The sequence below is a fragment of the Moorena producens PAL-8-15-08-1 genome, from assembly GCF_001767235.1.
In the GTDB taxonomy this organism is placed as follows: Bacteria; Cyanobacteriota; Cyanobacteriia; order Cyanobacteriales; family Coleofasciculaceae; genus Moorena; species Moorena producens_A.
Map to the genome: position 1 here is coordinate 2499140 of NZ_CP017599.1, position 25202 is coordinate 2524341.

The window sequence follows — 25202 nt, forward strand, 5'->3', positions numbered from 1 at the left end:
TTTATTTATGCCCACCTACTTATCGTTATTGTCAAGTCATGCAGCGCCGCATTCCTATTCCTAGTCCCTACTCCCTAAAACCCAGGACGAAAGTCCCTCACCCCATTGATAATTTCTATATTAAATTCCGCAGACATCCCATTTACCACAATGCTTGAATAATGATTCTCCAACTTCCTATTGCCTGGTTACAACTAGCGAGACAAAGAGTTCGTTTGATCGTTGCTCTCGCTGGTATTGCGTTTATCGTTGTTCTTATTTTTATGCAAATTGGGTTTAATGATTCTCTCTATACTAGTGCTACCAAGGTGCATCAAATTATCAACGGTGATTTGTTTTTAATCAGTTCCCAATATAAATCTCTGACCGCTAAGCAAAGCTTCCCACGAGAGCGTTTATATCAGGCTCTAGGATTTAATGGAGTAGAAGCAGTTAGTCCGTTATATCTACGATTTGCGAAATTCAAAAATCCCATTACTGATCAAAAGTACTCAATCTATATTATTGGCTTTGATCCAGGAAAGCCTGTGCTTAATTCCCCGGAAGTTAATCAAAATCTGGATATGCTCAAACTTCCTAATGTAGTTTTATTTGATCGGAAGTCTAGACCTGAGTTTGGTCCAATTGCTGAGAACTTTGAGCAGGGAAACACGGAACAAACTATCGAAATATTTGGTTTTGCAGCTAGAAAAGGATATCGAGTTAAGGTTGGAGGCTTGTTTAGTCTAGGACCTTCTTTTGGGGTGGACGGTAATTTGATAGTTGGCGACTCAACATTGTTCCGGATATTCGATCTCAATTCAGGAATGGTTGATGTAGGAGTCATTACCCTCAAACCTGATGCTGATCCTGAAATAGTTTTACAAAATTTGAAAAACCACTTATCTGAAGATGTTTTAGTTTTTTCTTATCAAGAATTTGTTGACTTTGAAAAAGACTATTGGCAGACCAGAACTCCTGTTGGCTTTATCCTTGCTCTGATGCTATTTATGGGATCAGTTGTTGGTATAGTTATTGTCTATCAAATTCTTCATAGCAATATTTCTACTAACATAGTTGCCTATGCCACTCTAAAAGCAATTGGCTATCCAAATCAATACTTATTATCTGTAGTATTCCAACAGTCTGTTATATTAGCTATTTTAGGTTATATTCCAGGATTTGCTATCTCTTTAGGTCTGTATAATGTGGCAAAAACTGCTACTGGATTACCAATGGAGATGAGACTTGATCAAGCCTCTCTAGTTTTAATAGTAACAATTTTAATGTGTTTTGCTTCTGGCATATTGGCTGTTAATAAAATGCGGTCTGCTGATCCAGCTGATATTTTCTAGTTTTCTTTAAAAAAATTGATAATTACTAGATTATAAACTTTATAATTACTAGATTATAATCCAATAAACCGATGTCCCAAGAAATTTTGATTGATATAAAAAAACTGAATCATTACTTGGGTCAACGGTCATTACGGAGCCAAATTTTATTTGACATTAATCTGGAAATAAAATCTGGAGAAATTGTCATTATGACGGGGCCATCGGGGTCAGGTAAAACAACGTTGTTGACCTTAATTGGAGGATTGCGTTCTGTACAAGAGGGAAGTCTAAAAGTTATAGACCGAGAATTGTATGGCGCTAGTCCTGCCCAATTAGTGGAAGTGCGTAGCCACATTGGTTATATTTTTCAAGCTCACAACTTACTAGAGTTCTTGACAGCCCGAGAAAATGTTCAAATGGCGATTGAACTGCATCGAGGCATCTCTCACCGGGAAGCTCGCACTAGAGCTGAAGCCATGCTCCAACTGGTTAAGCTGGGGGATCGAGTTAATCACTACCCTCAAAACCTTTCTGGGGGGCAAAAACAACGGGTAGCCATTGCTCGTGCTTTAGTCAATCATCCCAAATTGGTCTTAGCAGATGAACCAACTGCTGCCTTAGATAGTAAGACAGGTCGAGATGTGGTTGATCTTATGCAACGACTAGCTTTTGAGCAAGGATGTGCAATTTTGATGGTGACTCACGATAACAGAATTTTGGATGTTGCTGATCGCATCCTTCGTATGGAAGACGGGTATCTACTCACACCACAACCAGCTAATGACGAAATCCAAAAGGAAAAAGTCGAAAAACAAATTGAAAATTGAAAATTGCCATTAATTAAAATAAATTGACGGCAATTAGCCATTAAAAATTGGTAATTTGCTTTTGAATAATCGCAAATTAAAAATAACTAAAAAAGTAAACACAATGCTTGAAACTATCGCTGATAAAATCGATCAAGAATGTCATACTGAAGAAGCTATTCAAGCCTGGTTAGTTTCCCATCTCGCCCAACGACTGGAGGTTGATCCTGAAGAGATAGATATCCAGGAACCATTTGAAAGCTACAACTTAGAATCAGCAGATGCTTTGATTCTTTTAGGTAGATTGGAAAACTATCTTGGCCGTGAGATATCTCCCACCCTGTTGTGGAACTATCCTAACATTGAAGCCCTAGCAGAACGTTTAGCTGAAGATGCGAATGACTAAACATCAAGCAGCCAGTAGTGGTAATCATGACCAAAGTTCAGATTAAGGTTAAGAAATGGAAGCGATCGCAATTATTGGTCTAGGTTGTCGTTTTCCTGGTGCCAGAAACCCGGAGGAGTATTGGCGGCTCCTATGTAACGGGGTAGATGCCATTACAGAGGTACCAGCAGATCGGTGGGATATCGATGCTTTCTACGATCCTAAACCTGGTACTCCAGGAAAAATGAGTACTCGGTGGGGTGGCTTTTTAGAACAAGTAGATCAATTTGACCCCCAATTTTTTGGAATTACTCCGAGAGAGACAGTTTATATCGACCCCCAGCAGCGACTTTTGCTAGAGGTAGCTTGGGAAGCCCTGGACAATGCTGGGCAGGTCATACAAAAACTAGCCCACAGTAACACAGGTGTTTTTGTTGGTATTTCTGCCAGCGATTACCACCAGCGCTTTCAGCAAGGAGGCTATAGTGTCATCAATGCCTACATGGGGACTGGCAATGCTTTAAGTATTGCTGCTAACCGCCTCTCCTACCTATTTGATTTTCGAGGACCGAGTATGGCGATTGACACAGCCTGTTCCTCCTCATTGGTGGCTGTGCATCTTGCCTGTCAAAGTCTGCGGAGTGGAGAGTCTAATTTAGCCTTGGCCGGTGGAGTTAATCTGCTGCTGTCTCCGGAGTTGACCATCATCTTCTCTCAGGCACAAATGATGGCTACGGATGGGCGTTGTAAGACCTTTGATGCCAGAGCCAATGGTTATGTGCGGGGAGAAGGCTGCGGTATTGTAGTACTCAAACGTCTGGAGGATGCGATTAGAGACAATGACAATATCATTGCTCTGATCAAGGGTTCAGCTCTTAACCAAGATGGCCGTAGCAACGGACTTACCGCTCCCAATGGTCCGTCTCAAGAAGCAGTTATCCGCCAAGCCTTGGCAAATGCTGGAGTGGCACCAGCTCAAATTAACTATGTTGAAGCTCACGGTACAGGCACTCCCCTAGGAGACCCAATTGAGGCTGAAGCACTAGGGGCTGTGTTGAGTCAAGACCGTTCCCCGGACAACCCCTGCATTATCGGTTCCGCTAAAACCAATATCGGTCATCTAGAATCTGCCGCTGGCATTGCTGGTTTAATTAAGGTAGCGCTATCGTTACATCATGGCAAGATACCAGCGAGCCTGCATTTCCAAACACCGAATCCCTATATTCCCTTCGACAAACTTCTGCTTCAGGTACAGCAAACCTTGACCCCTTGGCCGGAAACCGATGGTCTAGCTTTGGCTGGATTGAGTTCTTTTGGTTTTGGCGGAACTAACGCCCATATAATTCTAGGGCAAGCTCTCCAAGGGGATGAGAAGTTTAAGAAAAAGAAGTCTGTCTATCCTGGGATCTCCTCGTCACCTTATCTACTTCCTCTATCTGCTCGCAGTCCAGAAGCTCTCAGAGCTATAGCTCAGGAGTATCAGGAATTCCTAGCACCAGCAGCGTCTGGTAGCACTGCCTCATTATCAGACATTTGTTATACAGCTAGTGTGCGACGTTCTGATCATGACCACCGTTTGTCTCTGGTATTTCAAAACTGTGAGGAACTAACGGAAGGCCTTGAAGCATTTTGCTCTGGAGAAACTTACTCCGGTCTGTCTTGGGGTCGTAAGCAACGGAACCGCCGTCCTAAGCTAGTTTTTGTCTTTTCTGGTCAAGGACCGCAATGGTGGGGGATGGGGCGTGAATTATTATCGACTGAACCGGTCTTTTCCTCCACTATAGAGAAGTGCGATGGGCTGCTACGTTCTTATGCCAACTGGTCACTGCTGGAGGAACTGACTGCTAATGAGTCAACATCCCGCTTGGCAGAAACTGAGATTGCTCAGCCAGCTATTTTTGCCTTGCAAGTTGCTTTAGCTGCTTTGTGGCGGTCTTGGGGAATAGAACCCAAGGCCATAATCGGGCATAGCGTGGGAGAAGTAGCAGCAGCTCATGTTGCTGGAGCTCTCAGTTTGGAGGATGCAGTGCAAGTTGTTTTCCACCGCGCTCGCTTCATGCAGCAGGGAACAGGTCTTGGAAAAATGGCAGCTGTGCAGTTGTCCGTAGCTGAGGCAGAGGAACTCTTAGCTAAGTATGCCGGTCGTCTGTCTATTGCTGCCATCAATAGTCCTACCTCACTGGTTCTATCAGGTGAAGCAGCAGCCCTGGAAGAAGTGCTTGAGTCCCTTGACCAGCGACAGATTTTCTGTAAGATGATGCGGGTGAATTATGCTTTCCACAGTCCCCAGATGGAGCCATTTCAAGAGCAGTTAGTGCGATCGCTTCAAGGAATTACACCTCAAACTGCATCTATTCCAATCATCTCAACCGTCACAGGTCTAGCTCATGAGGGTGAAAATTTTGATGGTGCCTACTGGGGACGCAATATCAGAGAGCCAGTGCGTTTTGCCGGTGCCATTGATCAACTTATCAAGACCAAGCATAATCTATTTGTAGAGATTAGCCCCCACCCAGTCCTAGGGATAAATATCTCCCAGTGTCTGAAGAACTCAGGCAAAAACGGAACAGTATTGCCTTCTCTACGCCGACAGCAACGGGAACGAGCAGTTATGTTGGGTTCTTTGGGTACTCTCTACAGCCAGGGCTACCCAGTAGACTGGAGCCGACGCTATCCATCTGGGGGTCAGTGTGTTTCGTTGCCCTCTTATCCTTGGCAGCGATCGCGTTACTGGTTGGACGTAGTTCCTAACTCAACTGAACAGGAGAGTTCAGGGGTAACCGTAACCCTGAGCATGCCATCAGAACTTAATGGGAAATCCACCCCTAATCATGGTGTCGCACCCGAAGCCAAGCCAAGTCTAACTCGCCCTAAATTGCTGGCGGCAGAACCAGAAGAACGCCAGGGACTGTTGGAGTCTTACTTGACAGAATTATTAGCCAGGGTTATTGGAATTGGTGTCAGCCAACTGGACTTACAGCAGCCCCTTCATAGCTTAGGACTTGACTCGATAGTTGGTGTTGAGCTCAGGAATCAAATTGAGACTGATCTGGAGGTGGTTGTTCCTCTAGAATACTTCATTAGTTTAAGCATTGAGGATTTTATCACCCAAGTTTTATTGCTGGTTGTTAAAGAAGCCAAATCATCACCAAATCAAGGAACTCAAGGCAAACCGAGCACTACGGACTCGATGGATTCAACTAATGAGTCTTCAGGGACAATGAACTCTTCAGAGAAGGTAGTACCTCAAGCCAATCTTTGGGTCAGTTGTCCAAAGCCGAATCCCCAAGCAAAACTACGTCTATTCTGCTTCCCCTATGCAGGAGCTGGTGCTTCTATCTTCCGCTCTTGGTTAGAATTGCTACCACCAGAGATTGAGGTTTGTTCAATTCAATTGCCTGGGCGAGAAAACCGACTCGAAGAAGAGCCATTTACTCGCCTCTCACCTCTGATTCAGGCCCTAACACCTGTTTTGCATCCTTACTTAGACATTCCTTTTGCCTTTTTCGGTCACAGTTTAGGAGCGTTAATTAGCTTTGAGCTTGCCCGTGAGTTACGCAAACAGAACTTACCAAGCCCAGTTCACGTATTTGTTTCTGCAAGCTCTGCTCCTCAGCTACCGGATCTGAATCTACCCATCCATCGACTGCCTGATGATGAATTTATCCAGTCACTAGGTCGCTTAAATGGAACACCACAGGAAACATTAGACAATCCTGAGCTGATGGAGTTATTCCTCCCAGTGTTGCGAGCAGACTTTGCGATTTTGGAAACTTACTTCTACTCCAGCGCAGATCCCCTCGATTGCCCAATCACAGTGTTTGGTGGCAAATCCGACCCCAAAGTCAGTGATGCGGAACTTGAGGCTTGGCGCAAGCAGACCCAGAAAGACTTCACCCTGCAAATGTTTCCTGGTGACCACTTCTTCCTCAAGAGCCATGACCAGCTTTTATTGGATGCGATCGCTAGCCAACTTAGCCAACCTGTCAAGGTGATGGGGTGATGGGGTGATGGGGTGTTCGGGTGGTGTCAAATCTCACTCCCTGATCGAGAGTGGTATGCCACCCAGATACTATTCCTCACAACAAAGGTAAGAGACTGTTTATAAAGTAAATCTTAAGTCCCATTAAGTAATTCACTATTGGTGGGTTACGGCGGACAGCTCTCTTAAAAGGTGAGCTTTGACAGTACTAACCGCCTAACCCACCCTACGCAAGGATTTAAGCAAAGTTTAACAAACAGTCTCTAAGTGCTAACTACTAACTACTAATTACTAACCACTAACGACTATTTTCAGAAAGCAGCAAAATCTTTCAACCTTAAACCAACTAACCTTAAACCAACTAACCTTAAACCAACTAACCTTAAACCAACTAACTTTCAACCGACTAACCTTAAATCAACCTATTTAAAAATAAAATTACCATGCCTGTTATTGCTGCTACTGCCTTCACGTTTCCCGAGCACTACTATCCTCAAGAAGTGCTAGCCACAGCGGTCAAAAAGTTTTGCATCGCGATGAATCTAGATTTTGATCTTGATACCATCGACCGCTTTTTCACCAATGTCAATGTCAAAGGCCGTTATTTCACCCACTCCCTAGATTCCTTCTTTGAACCACCGACTCCTGGAGTCACTGCTCAACGGTCTATAGACCTTGTTCTCGATAACTTTGAAAAAAGTGTGCGGTCATTGTTGTGTTCAACCGGCATCGACCCCGAGGAGATCGCATTAATCGCTTGCTCCACACTGACCATTTCGGTTCCCTCCCTGGAAGCTCGGTTAATGAATCGCATCCCTTTTTCACGGTACATCAAACGACTACCAATATTTGGCTATGGCTGCATGGGTGGAGCAGCAGGTATAGCACGAGTGACAGAGTACCTAGAGGGACACCCCAAGGATGCTGCAATTTTCTTTGCTGGTGAACTCTCCTCTGCTCTGTGGCAGGGTTCTTTGCAAATGGAATTGCAAACAATGATTTCTAAACTACCAGACGACCCCACTCTCTACAGCGAAATCATTTGCTCTATCGTTACTGCTGCACTGTTTGCTGATGGGATGGGAGCAGTTTTAATGGTAGGTCGCGATCATCCCTTAGCCAAGCCAGGTCAACCTCGGGTAATTGATATTGGATCAATCTTGCTTCCCAATACCACTGACTTGATGGGAATGGATATTGCTGATACCGGGTTCAGGAATATTCTCAGAGCTGAAGTGTCTGACCATCTCAAAGGAGGACTGCGAGAGGTGATTGACCGACTCCTGAACAAGCATAACTTATCAACAGATGATATATCCTGCTGGATTGTGCATCCAGGTGGACCTAAGGTAATTAAAACTGTACAAGAAGAGTTTGGACTGAGTCAGGAGGCAGTCCAACTTAGCTGGGACACCTTAGAAAAAGTTGGCAATATGTCCTCATCCACTGTGCTCTATATGCTAAATGAAGTCTTATCTCAAGAGCAGCCGAGTCCAGGTAGTTATGGCTTGATGGTCGCAATGGGACCTGGTTTCTCCCAGGAAATTCTGCTATTGCAATGGTAGGAAGCGCTCCATGATTACTAAGGTTATCTTCACGCTTATTGTAGTTGCGGTCATTTTACAGCGACTGATTGAACTTCGTATCAGCAAACAGAATGCAACATACTTGCTTACTAACGGAGGACGGGAATATGGATCAAATTCCCTTTGGATAGTAAAAGTATTGCAGGTGAGCTGGTTTGCAGCGATGATTAACGAGGTTTGGTGGCTCAACCGCCCTTTTATGCCAGGATTGGCAGCAATAGCACTGATGCTTACTGTAGCTGGTCAAGGCTTGCGGTATTTATCAATGCGATCGCTAAAAAAGCGTTGGACTCTTCCGATCATCACCTTCCCAAGCAAGCCTGTAGTTAACTCAGGAATTTACCGTTACCTAAAGCATCCCAATTGGCTAGGAGTAATTCTGGAAATCTCCGCTTTACCCCTGATCCATACTGCATATCTCACCACTATCGTTTTCAGCATCGCCAATGCTCTATTAATGAGTCGGCGTATTCACACTGAAGAACAAGCCTTAAGCGAAGACACCAACTATGGTGATGTCTTTGCCAATCAACCCCGTTTTATTCCAGTCATTGGATTTATTAAAGGAGCTAATAGTTCTAGATGAGAGTTGGTATTAATCCTGAAAACTTACTCGAAAAGAGTGCCCTTGCCTTGGGGCAAGTACCTCAACCTGCCATTGAAACTCAAGCCTGCCTGATTCTAGCTCGATCTATCATAGCAGCAACAGAGGTAGGTGTGTTTGAAGCCCTAGGGTCAAGTTCACTTTCCGCCCAAGAGATTGCTGGGCGGTGTAATCTCAACAAGCATGCTTTAACCCAGCTTTTAGATGCTCTTGTTGCTACCGATTACCTTGCTAAGGAGAAAGAGTGCTATACCTTGGCTCCAGTTGCCAGTAAATGGCTACTAAATGAGAATGAGTCGTCACTTTACGATTACACGATTAGCCGGGTTTTGGCTTGGGAATGGCTCACCCACTTAGAAAAGTTCATCCGTACTGGAGAGCCTTTGGAATCTCACAATAAAATGACCCCCCATCACTGGCAACTTTATCATCGGGGTATGCGCTCAATAGCAAGCGTAGCTGCTGCTGAGGTAGTCCAATGCACACCTGTACCAACTCGTGCTCAGAAAATGCTAGATGTTGGTGGCTCTCACGGCTATTTTTCAGTAACCCTCTGCCGCCGCTATCCTGAGCTTCAAGCAGTCATCCTTGATTTACCTGAGGGCATTGAATATGCAGCACCGCTCCTTGCCGAGGAAGGCATGGGCGATCGCGTGGTGTACAAAGCTGGCAATGTTCTTACAGAGGATCTAGGCACCAATGCCTATGACTTAATCTTTATGGCTAACCTAATACACCACTTTGATGAAAAAACCAATATTGAGCTATTTCAGCGTTTGGCTCAAGCTCTGCGACCTGGAGGCCATCTCGTCGTTCAGAAAACTATATTTCCTTCCAAACAAGATGGACAACTGGGTGCATTGGCGAATTTGTTTTTCTCTTTGACCAGTGCTGGTAGTAACTGGTCCTTCTCTGAGATCGCTCAATGGCAACAAAAGGCAGGTTTAGTTCCCCGCAAGCCGATTCAGTTCCGGCGAACACCAGCCACTGGTCAACAAGTGGCAGCAAAGCCCTAAGTCTGTTGGACGGACACACTGATTAGTTATTATAGCAGTTCTCAAATTGAGGACTGCTATATATGTCTATTTTTACTAAAAAGTATTTACCAATAATTAAAATATAAAACATGTTAAAGGTTTATTACCGAATTATTATTTCATGTTGGAAAACCTTTGGGATAAGCCACTGGTTTTTTTTATGGGTATTTCTGCCACCCTTAGCTTTTATTTTGGTTAGACTAACCCTGGCTTTAGATGAAATATTTTTTTATAAGTATCGTGACATTAAAGTAGTAAAACCGATATTTATCATTGGACACCCTCGGAGTGGAACTACTTTCCTCCATCATTTACTAACCCAAACAGAAGAATTTACTACATTCAAAGCTTGGCATATTTTTGTTCCATCACTCACAGCTCGTATTTTAGCTAAGCCTCTGGTTGACTATTTAGTTAAACACAATCTAAACTCCCTGATACCTGATGATATTGGACATGGAATTTCTATTGATAGAGTAGAAGAAGAAGAACTATTATTCCTTCACCAAGCCGATACTCAGTTTGTCCTTTTAACCACACCCTTAGCCTTTGATGATCAGGAGCATCCAGAGCTTCGCTTCCATGATCAGCAACCAGCATCTCGTCGTCGAAGTTCAGTAAAATTTTTTGAAAGTTGTTTAAAGCGGCATATCTATTACACAGGGAAAAAACAAGTAATTGCGCAAATTCATTTTTCTACTCACCGCATTAATACATTGCTAGAAATATTTCCAGATGCCAAATTTATCTATTTAGTTCGTCCACCTCACGAAACAATTCCTTCTCATCTTTCCCTGGATCGAAATTTTCTGGATAACCAATGGGGTCTAAAAAATATACCACCCGATAAAATTCAACGATATGAGGAAAGGCGATATCGCTATAATGTAGACCTTTATCGCTATTTTTATCACCTTCAAAAAAATCAAGAAATTCCAGAAGATAATGTCATGGTTATGCCCTATAATTTATTACGCTATGATTTAAAAAAAGCTTTTGATAAAATAGTACTTTTTACCGGAATTAATCCCAGCGATAAATTACAACACTCTATAAAAAAACAAGCGCAACAACAGACAAAATATAAACGCAAACATCGTGTCAAAAATATTGAAGAATTTAACTTAACAAGAGAGCAGATTATGAAAGACCTTTCATTTGTTTATGAGGAGTACAATTTTGACAAGATCACCAATAGACTATAAATAACAATCAACAAATAACAATAAACGGAAACACTCAGCTGTCAGTTAACACGCTACTTGAAACGCTTACCTTACCAGATATAAGCAATTGATATAGCGATTGCCCCGCTATCTTAGGTAAATCTCGATCAGGGCTACTACAAGGAGAGTGGCAAGAGGGGGAGGAAGGGGAAGAAATTTGCTGTGTACCTGATCCAACTGAAAACCGGTATATTGACCTAGAGAACATCCAGACAAGACTGGACAACTTGGAAAATTGGCAAAAAAGCTTAAGTAGAGACGTTATTATAACGTCTCTACTTGCTTTATTGACCAGGCTTACATAACATTAGCTGTTTACATGGTCTTGATGCAAAGCGCGAGTGGCCCATGGGTCTGTGTGGGGAACTTGCTTCCGCACCTGTCAGCCATGCAAAGCGCGAGTGGGGGAGACCCCCGCATGAAGGCACTGCCTCCCGAAGACTCCGCTGCATTGCTTCCGAAGCATGGGCGTTCTTCCGACGGCTGAATTGTGATCACCTACTGGAAACAATTTTTACTGCTCACAGCTGCAAGGATAATTCAGACTAAGACATTAACCAGCATCTTTACATGCCCAGGCTTCTTAGGAGAGTTTGCCACCTCAGCTTCTAGAAGGTCTGATTGCTTTTGCTCAAAACCCATGTTCAAAAGAAAAGTCTTTACTTGCTCATTCCGTGGACCTGAATGGAAAGGAGCAAGAATCCTCTTCAAATCTTTCTGAGTAGCAAAATCAAACATTGTGTATAAAAATGCTTCTTCTACTCCACGTCCTAGAGCACGACAACTCATTAGAAAAGTATCTAGAAGCAAAGATCCGTTTTCCGGTTTGAGAATCCCTACACCAACCAAACCATAATCGCCAAAGCGGTCTTTAAGACTCAGTACCAAAATAGATGAAGATTTTTGAATCTCTTGAATTTCGGGCAAAGAACGGCGAATTAAAGACAAGTTAAACTGATTGGTTTTCTGGGTCAGTTGTGCTACCCGTGGCAAATCTCTTTCCTCCGCCAAGCGAATTTCGGCAACCAATTCTAAGGATTCTAGATAATTCTCAAGGTTGCTTACGCTTTGCTGCAAGTCCCGACGCTGTTGCTCCTGAACCATCAATTGTGTTCGGATCGTATCTTCGGCTGTAAGACTAGCGGAATCAAAACACCAGAGCTTTGAAAGAGTTTCAGCATAATGTGCCGGATCCTTTGGCATGGGAACAACGGTTACCTCTGGAGTATTAGTCTCCACCTCAAGACGCTCGACCGGTGAATCATCCATAAACACAAAAGAATCCAAGCCTAAGTTTAATTCTTTAGCTAGTTCCCGCAAATTAGCTGATTTCTTCTGCCAGTTAATTCGATGACCAGCAATATCCCCTCGGCGAAGTATCATTTCAGGATGGTGTTCAAACACATTCCAGACATCCGCCTCTTCATTTTTGCTCACCAGCACTAGCAAAACACCGCCTTTTTTCAAATCTAGAACCATTTCCTGAAAAAGACGAAAACTGCGACCCGGATAGTCGTTGCTCAATGCTAAACCATCAATGCCATCTTCGCCGACTACACCTCCCCATAAGGTATTATCGCAGTCAAGTGCTAGAACTTTTTTCGCCGGAAGGAATATGCTACGAACCAAACGTGTAATTGCAATTCCGAGTTTCTGATACACAGTCTGTGAATAGGGAGCGCGAGCTATCACCTCCAATGAGGCATCACTGGCATTCTGTCGTCCAACTTCCTCAACAACGCTCTTGAAGTCTAAGATATGGATACCTTCTATTTTTTCTAGTTGCTCCTGCCACCAAAGACGCAGTTTCTCGACCTGCAGGTCTTTTCCTTGAAAAAATGGCGAAACTACTGGGGGTAAATTTGAAACAATCAGACCTTTTTTCCTTGAGGCATAACTAATGATTGCTTCCAGTAGTTGACCAGCTCTAATCATCCCGTCTGGATCTCCGTCAGAGATCAAATCCTCTGGACGAGTAAGCACCACATTTAACCCGTTTTGGTTATTAATAAAATCGCTATTGGGAGAAAGAAGAGTTTGCTCCAATTGGTTGAATTCAGCGAATTCTACAGAAAATGGCATTTGGAAAGCTCGGCACCAAAGTTCCAAAGTCGAACCTAGGGGTTGTACAGTAAAAGTCGCCGCGACAACAATGGTTTTTTTGGCTTGCCCTTGCACTACTTCCTCTTGAGAAAGACGGGCAAGAGCCTGAGTTACTGTTTCTGGAGGATAAAGGGGAAGAAGTTCTGGGTTGGCAGGTATTGCGTTGGTATTTCCATCAGGGGGTGATTCAGCCACCGAACTATCTGGAAGGTCATTATTGGTATGGGCGAAAATTAGCTCCTCAATGGATTTTCGGGAATCCAGTTTGAAGATTTCCCTGGGGGGAACGCGAATTGCAAAACGATCGTACAATGAAGCAGCAATTGCCATTTTGGCTAGGGAGTCCCATGCCATACAGTTATAGCTATCTAGCTCATCTGTGATTTCTTCTGGGGGCAAATGAATAGCATTAGCAATTATGGCATTTAATTCAGATTGATTTATCTGCTGAACTGAAGACTGTACTTCTGGACTATCCGAATATTCATGTCGTTTTCGGATCAAAACCGCCGGATTGCCACCCCAGACTTCCCCACGTCCAATGCGCGTGTATGGCAGCACATTGCTTCCTGCTTCTACAATACCTCCCTCGTCAATTTTGACTCCTATTCCAATTCGGCTATTTCCACCGATGGTACTGTAGTTTCCAATAACAATCGGCTCTGATGTATATTTCAGTTGTCCGTTAGATATGTTAAGAGCATGAGCGACGATACTGCATTCACTACCAATCACGACCTGATCACCTATGTATGTCAAATCTGGATCCTCTAACCATGGCACGACTATGCTTTTTTCGCCGATATGTATCTTAGGAGCATAAGAGCGCATCACCAGATTTCTTATCCATAACAACGTGATTGGGGGAAGCTTGACATAATTTATAAATGGTAATGTATCGATTAATAACTTTCGCCTATAAGCGATCATTGTCGGTAAGTATTTTATCAGTAAAATAAGCTCTTTAATAGTAGTAATTTTATGATTAAATTGTATGGTTTTAGGTTTTTCAAAAAACGAAAAGAGTAGAGCTATATCTAGGGAACTTATACTAATAAATAGAAACAACCAGACAACGTAAAGGAATGGAAATGTTGCTACCAAAATCGGAAGTGTTATATCTGGAAACAGGCTAAAGATTAGCCAAGCTTCCAAAACTCCGGCTACAATAGCTAGCATCAGTGAATAAAGCCAACTTATGGTAAGAATAACTAGGGTAGAGAATAGTGTTATCAGTTTCATAGTATGAGTTTTCGGATTTAGTTTTCGCAGCGGTAGTTATAAACAGCTGAAATTTAGTTGAACAGGTCAAAGGCGATCATGCTTTGGCCATAAAATTATCATCCTGACAAACTGACCAATACCTCAAAATCATTAGGTGCAGGTAGATCAAGTAAAACAAGTAAAAATAGTTATGGATATAAAACCCATGTCCAGTAAGCCATGGCGCTAAAACCCATGTCCAGTAAGTCTTTGACTGTATGATGCCCCCAACTCTTGTTGAGTTTAATAACCTGCACCTACTTCATAACTTTTACAAATGAGCAATAATCACCAGTGTCGTTTGCTCACTATAGGAGATTACTAGCGCTGATTGTTAATTGTTAACGGTAGCTAGCATCGAGATAAGTTTATTCCTAACGTTATTCCTAGAGTGGGGGACAATTACTCCTAGGATAGACTGCGGCAGTAACCTCTTGTCTAAGCTAACTATTTTTTGGCGTCTCCCTGTAGAGCGGGAAACGTCTTGATCAAATCACCCTGTTGATGGAAAGCAAGTCTTTGCTGGCAATCACACAAAGTAATTACTATATTAGTATACTAATATATATCTTGCACTAGCCTCCCAAACCCGTGCATAGTAGGGTTATATAGGGGCTATATAAACGTAGACGCTTTCTTCGACTTGCCTACGGCAAGTCCAACTTCAGTTTTCAAATTAAGTGTGTAACACTTTATTCGAGCTCCATCGATTATAACTTTCAAATAATGCTATTGACAAGTGCAATTTTGGTTATATTAACTAACTTGTTGTTAATTTCATTAGCCAAATCCTCAAGGCATTTTAGCTAAGCTTCTTATTGATTACGGTAGTACTGCCGACTATCAGGATAAATTACGAGACTTTTACCATGACCTATTGTTTGGTAATATTCTCTACCAGCCACTAAATACTCACTCAGTAATTACACTAACTTCATCCATTGTAAAAACTATTTATGTAAGCTTTACACAGATGATAGACAACCTTGTTAAGATAATGGACAACGAGTGATTTTTTGGTAAATCTAGTGTTGGGAAAGTTTTTCTGTCCCTAGAGGGTGTATCCAAGGTTACTATAGTTACCCTTCACTCTTGGATGTCATGGTGCAATGCAAATGAGAATCCACCCCTCATTTTTTTTTAAATAACTTAAAACCGTTTAATTTTTGAATCTCAGGTCCCATTCATTTCTGAGGTATCAAATTCAGGGAAGCAGCTACTACCTAAGTTGATTAGGTAATCTTTACTAGTTACATGACCTATTGTACAGTTTTAGTTTGGGTATGGCTGTTATTTGTTTTGAAAATCGATTTTTAGTTAAAAAAATAATTTCACTTCAAGAAAACTTTCCGGAATATCCCTTAGCTAGGATGTAGCTAACTATTAAGCCAAGTCAATCAATCATTAGTATTGATTTTTTTCATCAATTGATTTACAGCGGATTAGAGAAAAATGAACTCCACCTACATCAATAGCTACAGACATGATAAAAAACTAAACCCCCTTTCCTTATTGGCTCAATTATCCAGTCGTCATGCCAATGGATGTTTACAAGTATCCAGTGGTTCAGTTTCTTGGTCAATCTATCTAGAAAATGGTAAATTAATCTATGCCTCAAACTCCATCAACCCATTTGATCGCCTAGATCATTACTTATCTCGTCTAAGTCGTAGAATTCCTACCCTTGTTAGTGCCGTTCGGGTTCAGGTTCGCCTGATCTTTGAAGCCAACTTAAACAGTCATTCAAATTATCCTTCAGATTACCAAGCAATTTGTTGGTTGGTTAATCAACATTATCTCAATTCCGTTCAGGCAGCAAGTCTGATCGAAGAATTGGCTGAAGACGTAATAGGTTCTCTGCTGTCAGAGAAAGAAGGAACTTACCAATTACTGGAAACTAATCCATCTGAGGATTTGCCTAAATTTTGTAGGCTTGACCTTCGCACAATTGTTGAACACTGTTACGAACAGTTACAACATCAGCACTCTTCTAACTCAAAGCCAGTGAATAATCCCTATAGCTCTCATTCTGTAGTCCCCATCGGAAATTCTACACAATTGAATTCAATTCACGAACCCTCTCTAAATAAGTCGGCTCAATTAGAGCACAGTTTCCAATATAATACATCGGTTAATCAAAAACCAATGTCTACCAGTAAAACTTACAAGATTGCTTGCATTGATGATAGTACAAGTGTTTTAAATGCCATCAACTCCTTCTTGGAAGATAAAAGTTTCTCTGTTGTCATGATTAATGACCCAGTTAGGGCATTAATGCAAGTGATCCGTATTAAGCCTGACCTAATTTTGCTCGATGTTGCCATGCCAAACTTAGATGGTTATGAGCTATGTTCTCTGTTACGAAAGCATTCACTTTTTAAACATACCCCAATTATTATGGTAACTGGCAATACTGGTTTCCTAGACCGAGCTAAAGCTAAACTTGTTGGAGCATCTGGTTACTTGACTAAACCGTTTAACCAATCCGATCTCCTTAAGATAGTGTTTAAACATCTCAAATAATCATTGGGGAGCTATATCCCTTATATCTATGAAGGATAAAAAGCTGAATTCGGTGTTAATTTATTAAGACATTTAGGGTTGTATTATAAATACATATCCCTCTATAGGTTATTATTATAGATTATTTTATTGGTTATAGTTTACCTAAGCAATACTTTTATACACTCACTAATTATAAACTCAGCAATTATTGGTTTCATCACATAGGTTAACTTGTGAATTAATGAACACGTCAGCACTCGCCAATATCCCCCAGACCTGGTCTCAGTTAGCTAGTATAACCAAACCATCTGAACAACACAATAATATCGGGGATGCTTATCTTAAATTTTTGTTAAATGAACAAACCCCTGCGGTTATATCTATGAATCAAGCCCAGGAAGTTCTAGTCTTGCCCCAAGAGCGTCTGACCCCCATGCCAAATATGCCTCTGTACGTACAGGGGTTGATGAATCGGCGTTCTCGTGTGTTGTGGGTAATTGATCTAGCTCAAATGCTAGGTTTACCCACCGTAGAAACCAATGTTCAACAGTACAACATAGTGACGCTCCGTAATCAGTCAGCGTCTTTAGGGGTTGCAGTCCAAAGCATTGAAGGGGTGTTGCGACTAACACCCGATTGTATTCAATCTCCACTGGGACAAGTGTCATCGGGTTTGGTTCCCTACTTACGGGGATGCGCTTTGCAAGAGCAAGAAATTTTGTTAGTACTAGATGGTTTGGCAATTATGGCTTCATCCCTTTTACACAACACCTAATTTAACGGGAATTAACTTAAACTCAAGGGCAGCTGGTAATTATTGATTGTTAATTTAAGACTATCCTTAAACGATACTGTTTTTTTAGATAATAGATTTATAAATGCTTTTATAAAAACTAAGTTAGTAGCCAGGTAATGGTGCTTTTTTATGGTGAAAGAATTTGATAAATCAATATATAATGAAATTAATAAGGATTTAACTAGTCAGGGTGTAAGCAAAGATAGGTATCGTCACCATGCTGAATTGGACTCAGTTATAAATTTGACTAGCACAGAAGCAAGCCAAAACTCGGCTCAGGATGGGGCTGAGCCTATAGGCTCCTCTGAAGCACCTAGCAGTTCCAAACGCTCTGGGGGTCTTAAACTCAGCTTAAAAACTAAAGTAACATCATTATTCATCACCCTAGGCACTATTCCTGTGCTGCTGATTGGCTCTATTGCCTATAACTTAGCTAACCAATCTATTACCCAAGAAATTTCCCAAAATAACATTGCTAGGGTAGTTAGCCTAGAAGACAACCTCAAGGGCTTCATACAAGACCGCTATGCCGATATTCGAGTTCTAGCTACGCTCCCAATTTTTACTAATTCCAGTCAACAGCAGACTAGCTCCCTTTCGGAAAGACAATCCCTATTATTAAACCGCTACGAAGACATTTACCAAGTCTACGACAGTATAGCTGTTTTCGACTTAACAGGCAAAGTCATTGCCAAATCTAATCAGACTCCGGTAGATAATCCCAGCTCCCGGTCTTATTTTGAGCAGGTGATCAAGACCAAACAACCGGCGATTAGTCAACCGATACACTCGGATGCGTCTGGTCAGTTATCCCTTTACTTCGCTGCACCGGTACTTGACGAAAATACACAAAAGCTGGTCGCAGTTATCCAATCCCGGATGGCCATCCAATACCTTCAAGATTCGATCAACCTGATGGGCAGCGATCGCGAAGAACTTTACTTAATCAATACCACCAACGGTAAAATTTTTCTGTCCAACCAAAGCCAGATCGTTAATCAGCCCCTAACCAAGGTATTCCCGGACGCCAAAGAACTGCTAACTGCTGATAAACCAAATACTATAGTCACATCTGATCAGGTCAAAAAGCATCAGGATCTGCTAGCCTATACCCCCTTTCGTAAAATCAACGACTTACCTGACCTGCCCTGGGTAGCAGTCATGGCCACCCCAGATGTGATCGCATTTCTGCCCCAGCGGCAATTACTCCTGACCCTGACCCTCGGAACCTCCCTGACCACCTTATTAGTTGCTGCAGTAGCTGTCTATCTCGCTAACCGTTTGACCAGTCCCCTGTTAGCAGCTACCAACGCAGTGAAAGCCCTCGGCGAAGGGGAACTGGATACCCGTTTGGAGCTAGTGGGAACTGATGAGCTAGGGGTACTTGGGTCAAATATCAACCGCATGGCATCTCAGCTACAGACCCTAGTTGCTAACCAACAAGCTTCCCTAAACAAGGCCCAGTTATTTGCTGATGTTGTCACCCATGCTGCCAAACCTGATCAAAAAGCCCATGCCTTTGATTTAGTGGTTAATGCTGCTAAGGAAAAGTTAGCTGCTGAGCGGGTGGTGATCTATTATTTTGACCCAGGCTATCGGGGAACCATTGTGGCTGAAGCGGTAGACTCCCCTTGGCCAAAAGCGATCGCCAACGAAATCACCGATGCTTGTATTCCCAGAAAATTGCTGGAAGCCTACCGCAAGGGCAGGGTTCTGCCCACCAGTGATGTCCAAGCAGAGAAATATTCCTCGGGCCATATGCAGTTGTTGAACCGACTGCAAGTGAAGGCAAATCTGGTTGTCCCGATTGTGGGGGTCGATAATCTAATTGGCTTATTGGTAGCTCATCAGTGTTCTAGGACTCGGGTATGGCGCACCGATGAGATTGACTTTCTACAGGAATTAGCCACCCACTTAGGACTAGCTTTAAGCGGTGCCAGTCTCGCCACAGTGAAAACCGCTGAAGCCGATCGAGCTGGGCAAGTCATTGAGATTACCTCCCGTATCCGGCAATCCTTCACAGTCGAGGAAATCTACCAGTCAGCCACCAGTGGCATCCGAGAAGCTCTGAAAACCGACCGAGTTCTAGTCTATCTGTTTGACGAAAATTGGCAAGGAACCATTGTCGCCGAATCCGTGGGTCATGGCTGGCCGAAATCCCTAGGAGCAGAAATTGCTGACCCCTGCTTTGCCCACCAATATGTGGAAAAGTATCAGCATGGTAGAGTTAGTGCCTTGGATAACATTTACCAGGCAGACTTGAGTGATTGTTATTTGGGTCAACTTGAACCGTTTAAAGTCAAAGCTAACCTAGTCGCCCCCATCTTAGGGGATGACAAATTACTGGGACTGTTGGTCGCCCATCAGTGTTCCGGTACCCGGCATTGGGAAGAATCAGACATCAACTTTTTCAGGCAGATGGCCATTCAATTGGGCTTTGCCCTTGAGCAAGCCAAGCTAGTAGAGCAGCTCAAACAAGCCCGCATTGCTGCGGAAGTAGTTTCCCAGGAGCAACAGCAACAACGGGAATCCCTACAGTTGCAACTGTTAGAACTGGTCAATAAAGTGGAAGGAGCTGCCCAAGGTGACCTCACGGTAAGGGCTGAGATCCTCAGTGGGGAAATTGGCACTGTGGCTGACTTCTTCAATGCCGTAATCGAAAGTCTACGAAGGATTGTTACCCAAGTCAAAACTGCTGCCACTGAGGTAAACCAGTCCGTTGGGGACAATGCTGGAGCTATTCATCAACTGTCTGAAGCCGCTCTCCAACAAACCCAGGAAATCACCAACACCCTAGATTCTGTGGCTCAAATGAGTCGTTCTATTCAAGAGGTAGCTTCTAACGCCCGCCAAGCCGCTGCCGTCGCTCATACCGCTGCCAACACCGCCCAAAGCGGCACCCACGCTATTGAGCGCTCTGTTACCAGTATTCTAATTTTGAGAGATACAATAGCAGAAACTGCAAAAAAAGTCAAGCGCCTTGGGGAATCCTCCCAGCAAATTTCCCAAGTGGTGGCATTTATTAACCAAATTGCCCTGCAAACTAACCTATTATCGATCAACGCTGGCATAGAAGCCGCACGGGCTGGGGAAGAGGGGCAAGGATTTGCAGTGGTTGCCGAAGAAGTTGGGGAACTCGCTGCTCGCGCTGCCACGGCCACTAAAGAAATTGAACAAATTGTAGACAACATCCAACAAGGCACCTCCGAAGTGGTGGAAGCCATGGAACTGGGAACTACCCAAGTGGTCGAAGGCACCTATCTAGTTCAAGAAGCCAAAGACAGTTTTGGTCAAATCCTCAACGTCTCCACCCAAATCGACCAATTCATTCAATCCATATCCCAAGCCACCGTTTCCCAAGCGGAAACCTCAAGCGCTGTGACAAACTTAATGAAAGACATTGCCCAAATCTCAGAACGCACCTACCAGTCAACAGAACATATCTCCCACTCCCTCCAAGACACTGTAAGTATTGCTGAAGAATTACAAACATCGGTTGGCAAGTTTAAAGTTGATCACAATCATGACTAATGACCACTAAGCACTAACTACTAACCCTAACCACTAACCACTACACATGTCACAGGACAAAGAACTGGAAATTCAGCTACAGTTTCTCGAAGAGGCAAAGGAATACTTAGATACCATTGAATCGGTGCTGCTGGGTTTAGCCAGCGCTGCCATTGATAGTCAGAAAATGGATGGGATTCTGCGAGCGGTTCATTCTGTCAAAGGGGGAGCTGGGATGATGGGATATGGCACCTTGAGTCACCTAACTCACCGCTTAGAGGATTCATTTAAAGTTCTCAAGGCTAAGAAAAATGCGATCGCAATCGAAAACCAACTCGAAAGTCTACTCCTACAGGGGGTAGACTGTCTGCGCCAGGTACTCGATATCAACCGCCAGGGCAATTGGGTAGACTCCCAATGGCTAGAAACCATAGCTAACCCAGTATTTGATCAACTGCACGAGATTCTAGGGGATCCGGTAGCAGATGATGCTACCACTATGCTAGGAGCAGAGGATGGCACTAATGTGACTGCCATGCTGTTTGAAACAGAAGTGGAAGGGTGTCTAGCTCGCCTAGAAGGGGTGTTAGCAGACCCCGAAAGACCCTGCTTGCTTGAAGAAGTGTCCATCATGGCTCAAGAATTAGGCGGGTTAGGAGAAATGCTGCAGCTCGAGGCTTTTAGCCAGTTGTGCGAAGACATCAATCACCAGCTAGAAGCTGCCCCAGACCAAGTGGAAGCGATCGCCCAACAAGCTCTAATGCTGTGGCGGCAATCCCAGGCGTTGGTACTGGTAGGTCAACTGACTCATTTACCCCACTGCCTCGAAGCTAGGGAGTTTCAGGAGAATCAAGGAGGAGCTACAGACCCAGGGGTGGCAGAGGAAGCTATATTAGTTGGGGAATTGGAAACCGATCAGCCAGAACTAGTCGGACAAGGGGATGAGGCATACCAGCAAGACCAGCAAGACCAGCAAGACCAGCAAAACCAGCAAGACCAGCAAAACCAGCAAGACCAGCAAGACCAGCAAGACCAGCAAGACCAGCAAGACCAGCAAGACCAGCAAGACCAGCAAGACCAGCAAGACCAGCAAGACCAGCAAGACCAGCAAGACCAGCAAGACCAGCAAGACCAAGGGGAAGTAAAGGTATTTCAATGGGTGGATAGCAATCTCAACATCTCTTCCCCCTCTGCCTTCTCTTCCCCTGAAGCCTTGTCTTCTCCCCCTCCCTTGTCTTCCCCCCCTTCCCCTGAAGCGATCTTCCTGAGAGAGAAAAATCAGGAAGACTCCTCAAAAGACCCACACCAGGAAAATACTGTGCGCATTCCTGTGCGAAAGTTGGATCGACTCAATGACTTGTTTGGAGAACTGACTATCGAGCGCAATGGTCTTTCGCTGCAACTGGGACGACTGCGCACCCTAGTAGACAACCTCAGCCGCCGGGTCAAGATTCTCGAAGCCTCCAATCACAAGCTGCGCACATCTTATGACCAGATTGCCACCCCAAAAGGAATGACAGGAAGACAGGGGGATGGGGAAACCAACAAACCCGAGGGACTTTTCCTGCCATCTTCGGTATCTTCCTCTGTGTCCTCTGCTTCCTCTGCTTCCCCTGCTCCCCTAGCTATTACTGTTGAAGGGTTTGATGCCTTAGAGATGGATTCCTACAGCGACTTGCACCTGTTATCAAGGGAGGTGATGGAAACCATTGTTCAAATCGAAGAAGTCACCAGCGATTTGGAATTGACCCTAGACGATACTGATAGCATTGCCCATGAATTAAACAAAACTGCCAAGCAGCTGCAAACCAATCTCACTCAGGTTCGGATGCGTCCCTTATCTGATTTAGTGGGACGATTTTCCCGAGCTTTGCGGGACTTGTGTGTGGAGCATGGTAAACAAGTAGAACTGAAGGTAGTGGGGAAAGGTACCCTGATTGACCGCACCATCCTGGAAACCCTGAGTGACCCCCTAATGCATTTATTGCGCAATGCCTTTGACCACGGCATTGAAGACCCTAGCACCCGTCAGGCTATGGGGAAACCGCCGAAGGGAACTATTGAAATCAAAGCCACCCACAGGGGGAACCAGACCCAGCTTACCCTCCGTGATGATGGCAAAGGCATTAATTTAACCAAAATCCGAGCCAGAGCAGAGGAAATGGGATTAGACCAGGAGCTGCTCGCCAGCGCCAGTGACCAGGAATTGCTGTCCCTGATTTTTGAACCTGGATTTAGTACAGCTGATCAAGTCACCGACCTATCTGGTCGTGGTGTGGGGATGGATGTAGTGCGCAATAACCTCAAGCAAATTCGGGGGGATATCCGAGTCGATACCCAACCCGGTTGGGGAACGACCTTTACCCTCACCGTCCCTTTTACCCTATCAGTAGCACGCATCCTGTTAGTGGAAAGTAACGGCATGCTCTTGGCATTTCCCATCGATGTGATTCAAGAGATGCTGATGCTCAAATCCCAGCAAATCTTAACTACCCTAGGCAACGAAGTCATCAACTGGCAAGGGAAAATGGTGTCCCTGATTCGCCTGAAAAAGTGGCTGAAATTTTACTGTCGCCGTCGGGTCACCACCCTAGAAGAAACCCCGAACATTAATGAACCTACTATTCTAATTATCAATCAAGCCGAGCAATTAATCGGCCTGTGTGTAGACCGCTCCTGGGGAGAGCGAGAAGTCACCGTGCGTCAAGTAGAAGGAACCCTAGGGTTACCTGATGGATTTAGCGGCTGTACCATTCTCGGCAACGGTCGAGTGGTTCCCCTGGTAGACGCCAATGCCATGGTACGCTGGATAATCAGTTGTCAGCGCACCAGTAACCTAGAGAGTTTATCCCCACAACATGGCTCCACCTCAAAGGGATTTGTGGAGCAACAACCTCCCTCGATCGGGATACAACCAAGTACCAAAGACACCATCTTAATCATTGACGACTCGATTAACGTGCGCCGGATGTTGGCATTGGGGTTAGAAAAAGCTGGGTATATTGTAGAACACGCCAAAGATGGTCAGGATGGGATAGAAAAACTGCTTCGGGGATTAGAGGTTAAAGCCATTATTTGTGACATCGAAATGCCCAGGCTGGATGGCTACGGCTTTTTAACTCGGGTCAAAGGAGAGCCAAGCTTAAAGACCTTACCCATTATTATGCTCACCTCCCGGAGTGGTTCTAAGCATCGCAAACTAGCTATGACTTTAGGTGCATCTGCTTATTTTTCTAAGCCTTACAATGAGCGGGAGTTATTGAAAACGTTAAATGAAATTATGGTAGAAGACCTATTGATTTAATCTTGTTGGTAATATCATGTCCGGTTGACTACTTATCATTTTTAGTTGTTCGTCAATTAATAATTAACGATTTACCTAAAGACGAAGTGATTAACCGGACTCGACTCCATCGCTTATTTCGTCAAAGTTTCAGCGTTAACGAGGGTACTATTGAGATCAGACTTAAAAAATAACTCTTCCTAGCTCAACTCCCCCAAACTCGACGATATTGCTTGAGCTTCTCCGAACCAGGGCAGTCTGCACATAGTAGTAGTAATTGAAATGGTCAAAGGTATGACCTGATTCACTACTGGTTGAACTTCCCTCGAAGGTATAAGCAGTTTCCCTTCTGGTATCCGAATTAAAAACTAATCCAGAGACAGTATTAACAGCACCATCACGCTTTCTAATGCGTCGTAGTGCTGCTGTGACACGAGCATTCGTACTTCTTCCCGTCGAATCACGGTAGGAAACACTAATGGTGTTGGCATTTTTAACATTAACAGACACTGGACAAATGACAGTAATTGAACCGGTTTTTTCTGGTTTGAACTTAATCCGTCCCGCCGTGATCAGATAAAGGTCTTGTTGTATAGCAGAATCAATGGGAACACATCCTGCTCCATCCATCACCCAATCAGGAACCTGAGCCAGGGCTTTACTAGCACCAAATGTTGTAGTCTGGGCCAATAACGCTCCGATTAATAGTGCTTTTTTCATGTTTATTTCCTCATCACAACTTGCTCAAGTCAATCTGGGATGCACCTATATAGTTATCACCCAAGTCTTTCCTTTTTACG

Annotated in this window: 14 protein-coding genes; 12 read left to right on the forward strand and 2 right to left on the reverse strand. The window is 43.8% G+C overall.

Annotated features, from left to right (window positions below; translation table 11 throughout):
* Positions 1-161 precede the first annotated feature (161 nt).
* The 8 genes from devC (at position 162) to BJP34_RS09650 (ending at position 10921) form a co-directional block, all read left to right on the forward strand.
* Positions 162-1334, forward strand: coding sequence for an ABC transporter permease DevC (gene devC / locus BJP34_RS09615; protein ID WP_070392159.1), 1173 nt, complete (start codon positions 162-164; stop codon positions 1332-1334).
* Positions 1335-1405: 71 nt separating this feature from the next.
* Entirely contained in the window at positions 1406-2143 is a 738-nt protein-coding gene (locus tag BJP34_RS09620; protein WP_083305078.1) for a DevA family ABC transporter ATP-binding protein, read from the forward strand.
* A gap of 103 nt (positions 2144-2246) precedes the next feature.
* The gene (locus tag BJP34_RS09625) at positions 2247-2528 is read left to right on the forward strand and encodes an acyl carrier protein (RefSeq protein ID WP_070392160.1); all 282 of its coding nucleotides are present in this window, start codon (positions 2247-2249) and stop codon (positions 2526-2528) included.
* Positions 2529-2583: 55 nt separating this feature from the next.
* Positions 2584-6510 (forward strand): type I polyketide synthase, encoded by a 3927-nt coding sequence (locus tag BJP34_RS09630; protein WP_070392161.1) that lies wholly within the window; start codon positions 2584-2586, stop codon positions 6508-6510.
* A 422-nt stretch (positions 6511-6932) separates the two neighbouring features.
* Positions 6933-8054 (forward strand): type III polyketide synthase, encoded by a 1122-nt coding sequence (locus BJP34_RS09635; RefSeq protein ID WP_070392162.1) that lies wholly within the window; start codon positions 6933-6935, stop codon positions 8052-8054.
* A gap of 10 nt (positions 8055-8064) precedes the next feature.
* A complete protein-coding gene (locus BJP34_RS09640; protein ID WP_070392163.1) occupies positions 8065-8661 on the forward strand; it encodes an isoprenylcysteine carboxyl methyltransferase family protein in 597 nt (198 codons plus the stop codon).
* Positions 8658-9695: a class I SAM-dependent methyltransferase gene (locus BJP34_RS09645; RefSeq protein WP_070392164.1), complete on the forward strand. Its 1038-nt coding sequence runs from the start codon at positions 8658-8660 to the stop codon at positions 9693-9695. The genes BJP34_RS09640 and BJP34_RS09645 overlap by 4 nt, the downstream gene beginning before the upstream one ends.
* Before the next feature lie 110 nt (positions 9696-9805).
* On the forward strand, positions 9806-10921 hold the full coding sequence (locus BJP34_RS09650) for a sulfotransferase (protein ID WP_070392165.1): 1116 nt from the start codon (positions 9806-9808) through the stop codon (positions 10919-10921).
* A gap of 561 nt (positions 10922-11482) precedes the next feature.
* On the opposite strand, the gene BJP34_RS09655 is transcribed toward BJP34_RS09650, so the two are convergent.
* The gene (locus BJP34_RS09655; protein WP_070392166.1) at positions 11483-14224 is read right to left on the reverse strand and encodes an HAD-IIIC family phosphatase; all 2742 of its coding nucleotides are present in this window, start codon (positions 14222-14224) and stop codon (positions 11483-11485) included.
* 1536 nt (positions 14225-15760) lie between these two features.
* On the opposite strand from BJP34_RS09655, the gene BJP34_RS09660 reads away from it, so the two are divergent.
* The 4 genes from BJP34_RS09660 (at position 15761) to BJP34_RS09675 (ending at position 24423) form a co-directional block, all read left to right on the forward strand.
* Positions 15761-16831, forward strand: a complete 1071-nt coding sequence (locus BJP34_RS09660; RefSeq protein WP_070392167.1) for a response regulator — start codon at positions 15761-15763, stop codon at positions 16829-16831.
* Positions 16832-17054: 223 nt separating this feature from the next.
* Complete coding sequence (locus tag BJP34_RS09665) at positions 17055-17588, forward strand: chemotaxis protein CheW (RefSeq protein ID WP_070392168.1); 534 nt, start codon at positions 17055-17057, stop codon at positions 17586-17588.
* Between the two features lie 150 nt (positions 17589-17738).
* Entirely contained in the window at positions 17739-21140 is a 3402-nt protein-coding gene (locus BJP34_RS09670; protein WP_070392169.1) for a GAF domain-containing protein, read from the forward strand.
* 46 nt (positions 21141-21186) lie between these two features.
* On the forward strand, positions 21187-24423 hold the full coding sequence (locus BJP34_RS09675; RefSeq protein WP_070392170.1) for a response regulator: 3237 nt from the start codon (positions 21187-21189) through the stop codon (positions 24421-24423).
* A gap of 162 nt (positions 24424-24585) precedes the next feature.
* Here the strand turns inward: BJP34_RS09675 and BJP34_RS09680 are convergent, their stop codons facing one another.
* Positions 24586-25122, reverse strand: a complete 537-nt coding sequence (locus tag BJP34_RS09680; RefSeq protein ID WP_070392171.1) for a hypothetical protein — start codon at positions 25120-25122, stop codon at positions 24586-24588.
* Positions 25123-25202: the final 80 nt, after the last annotated feature.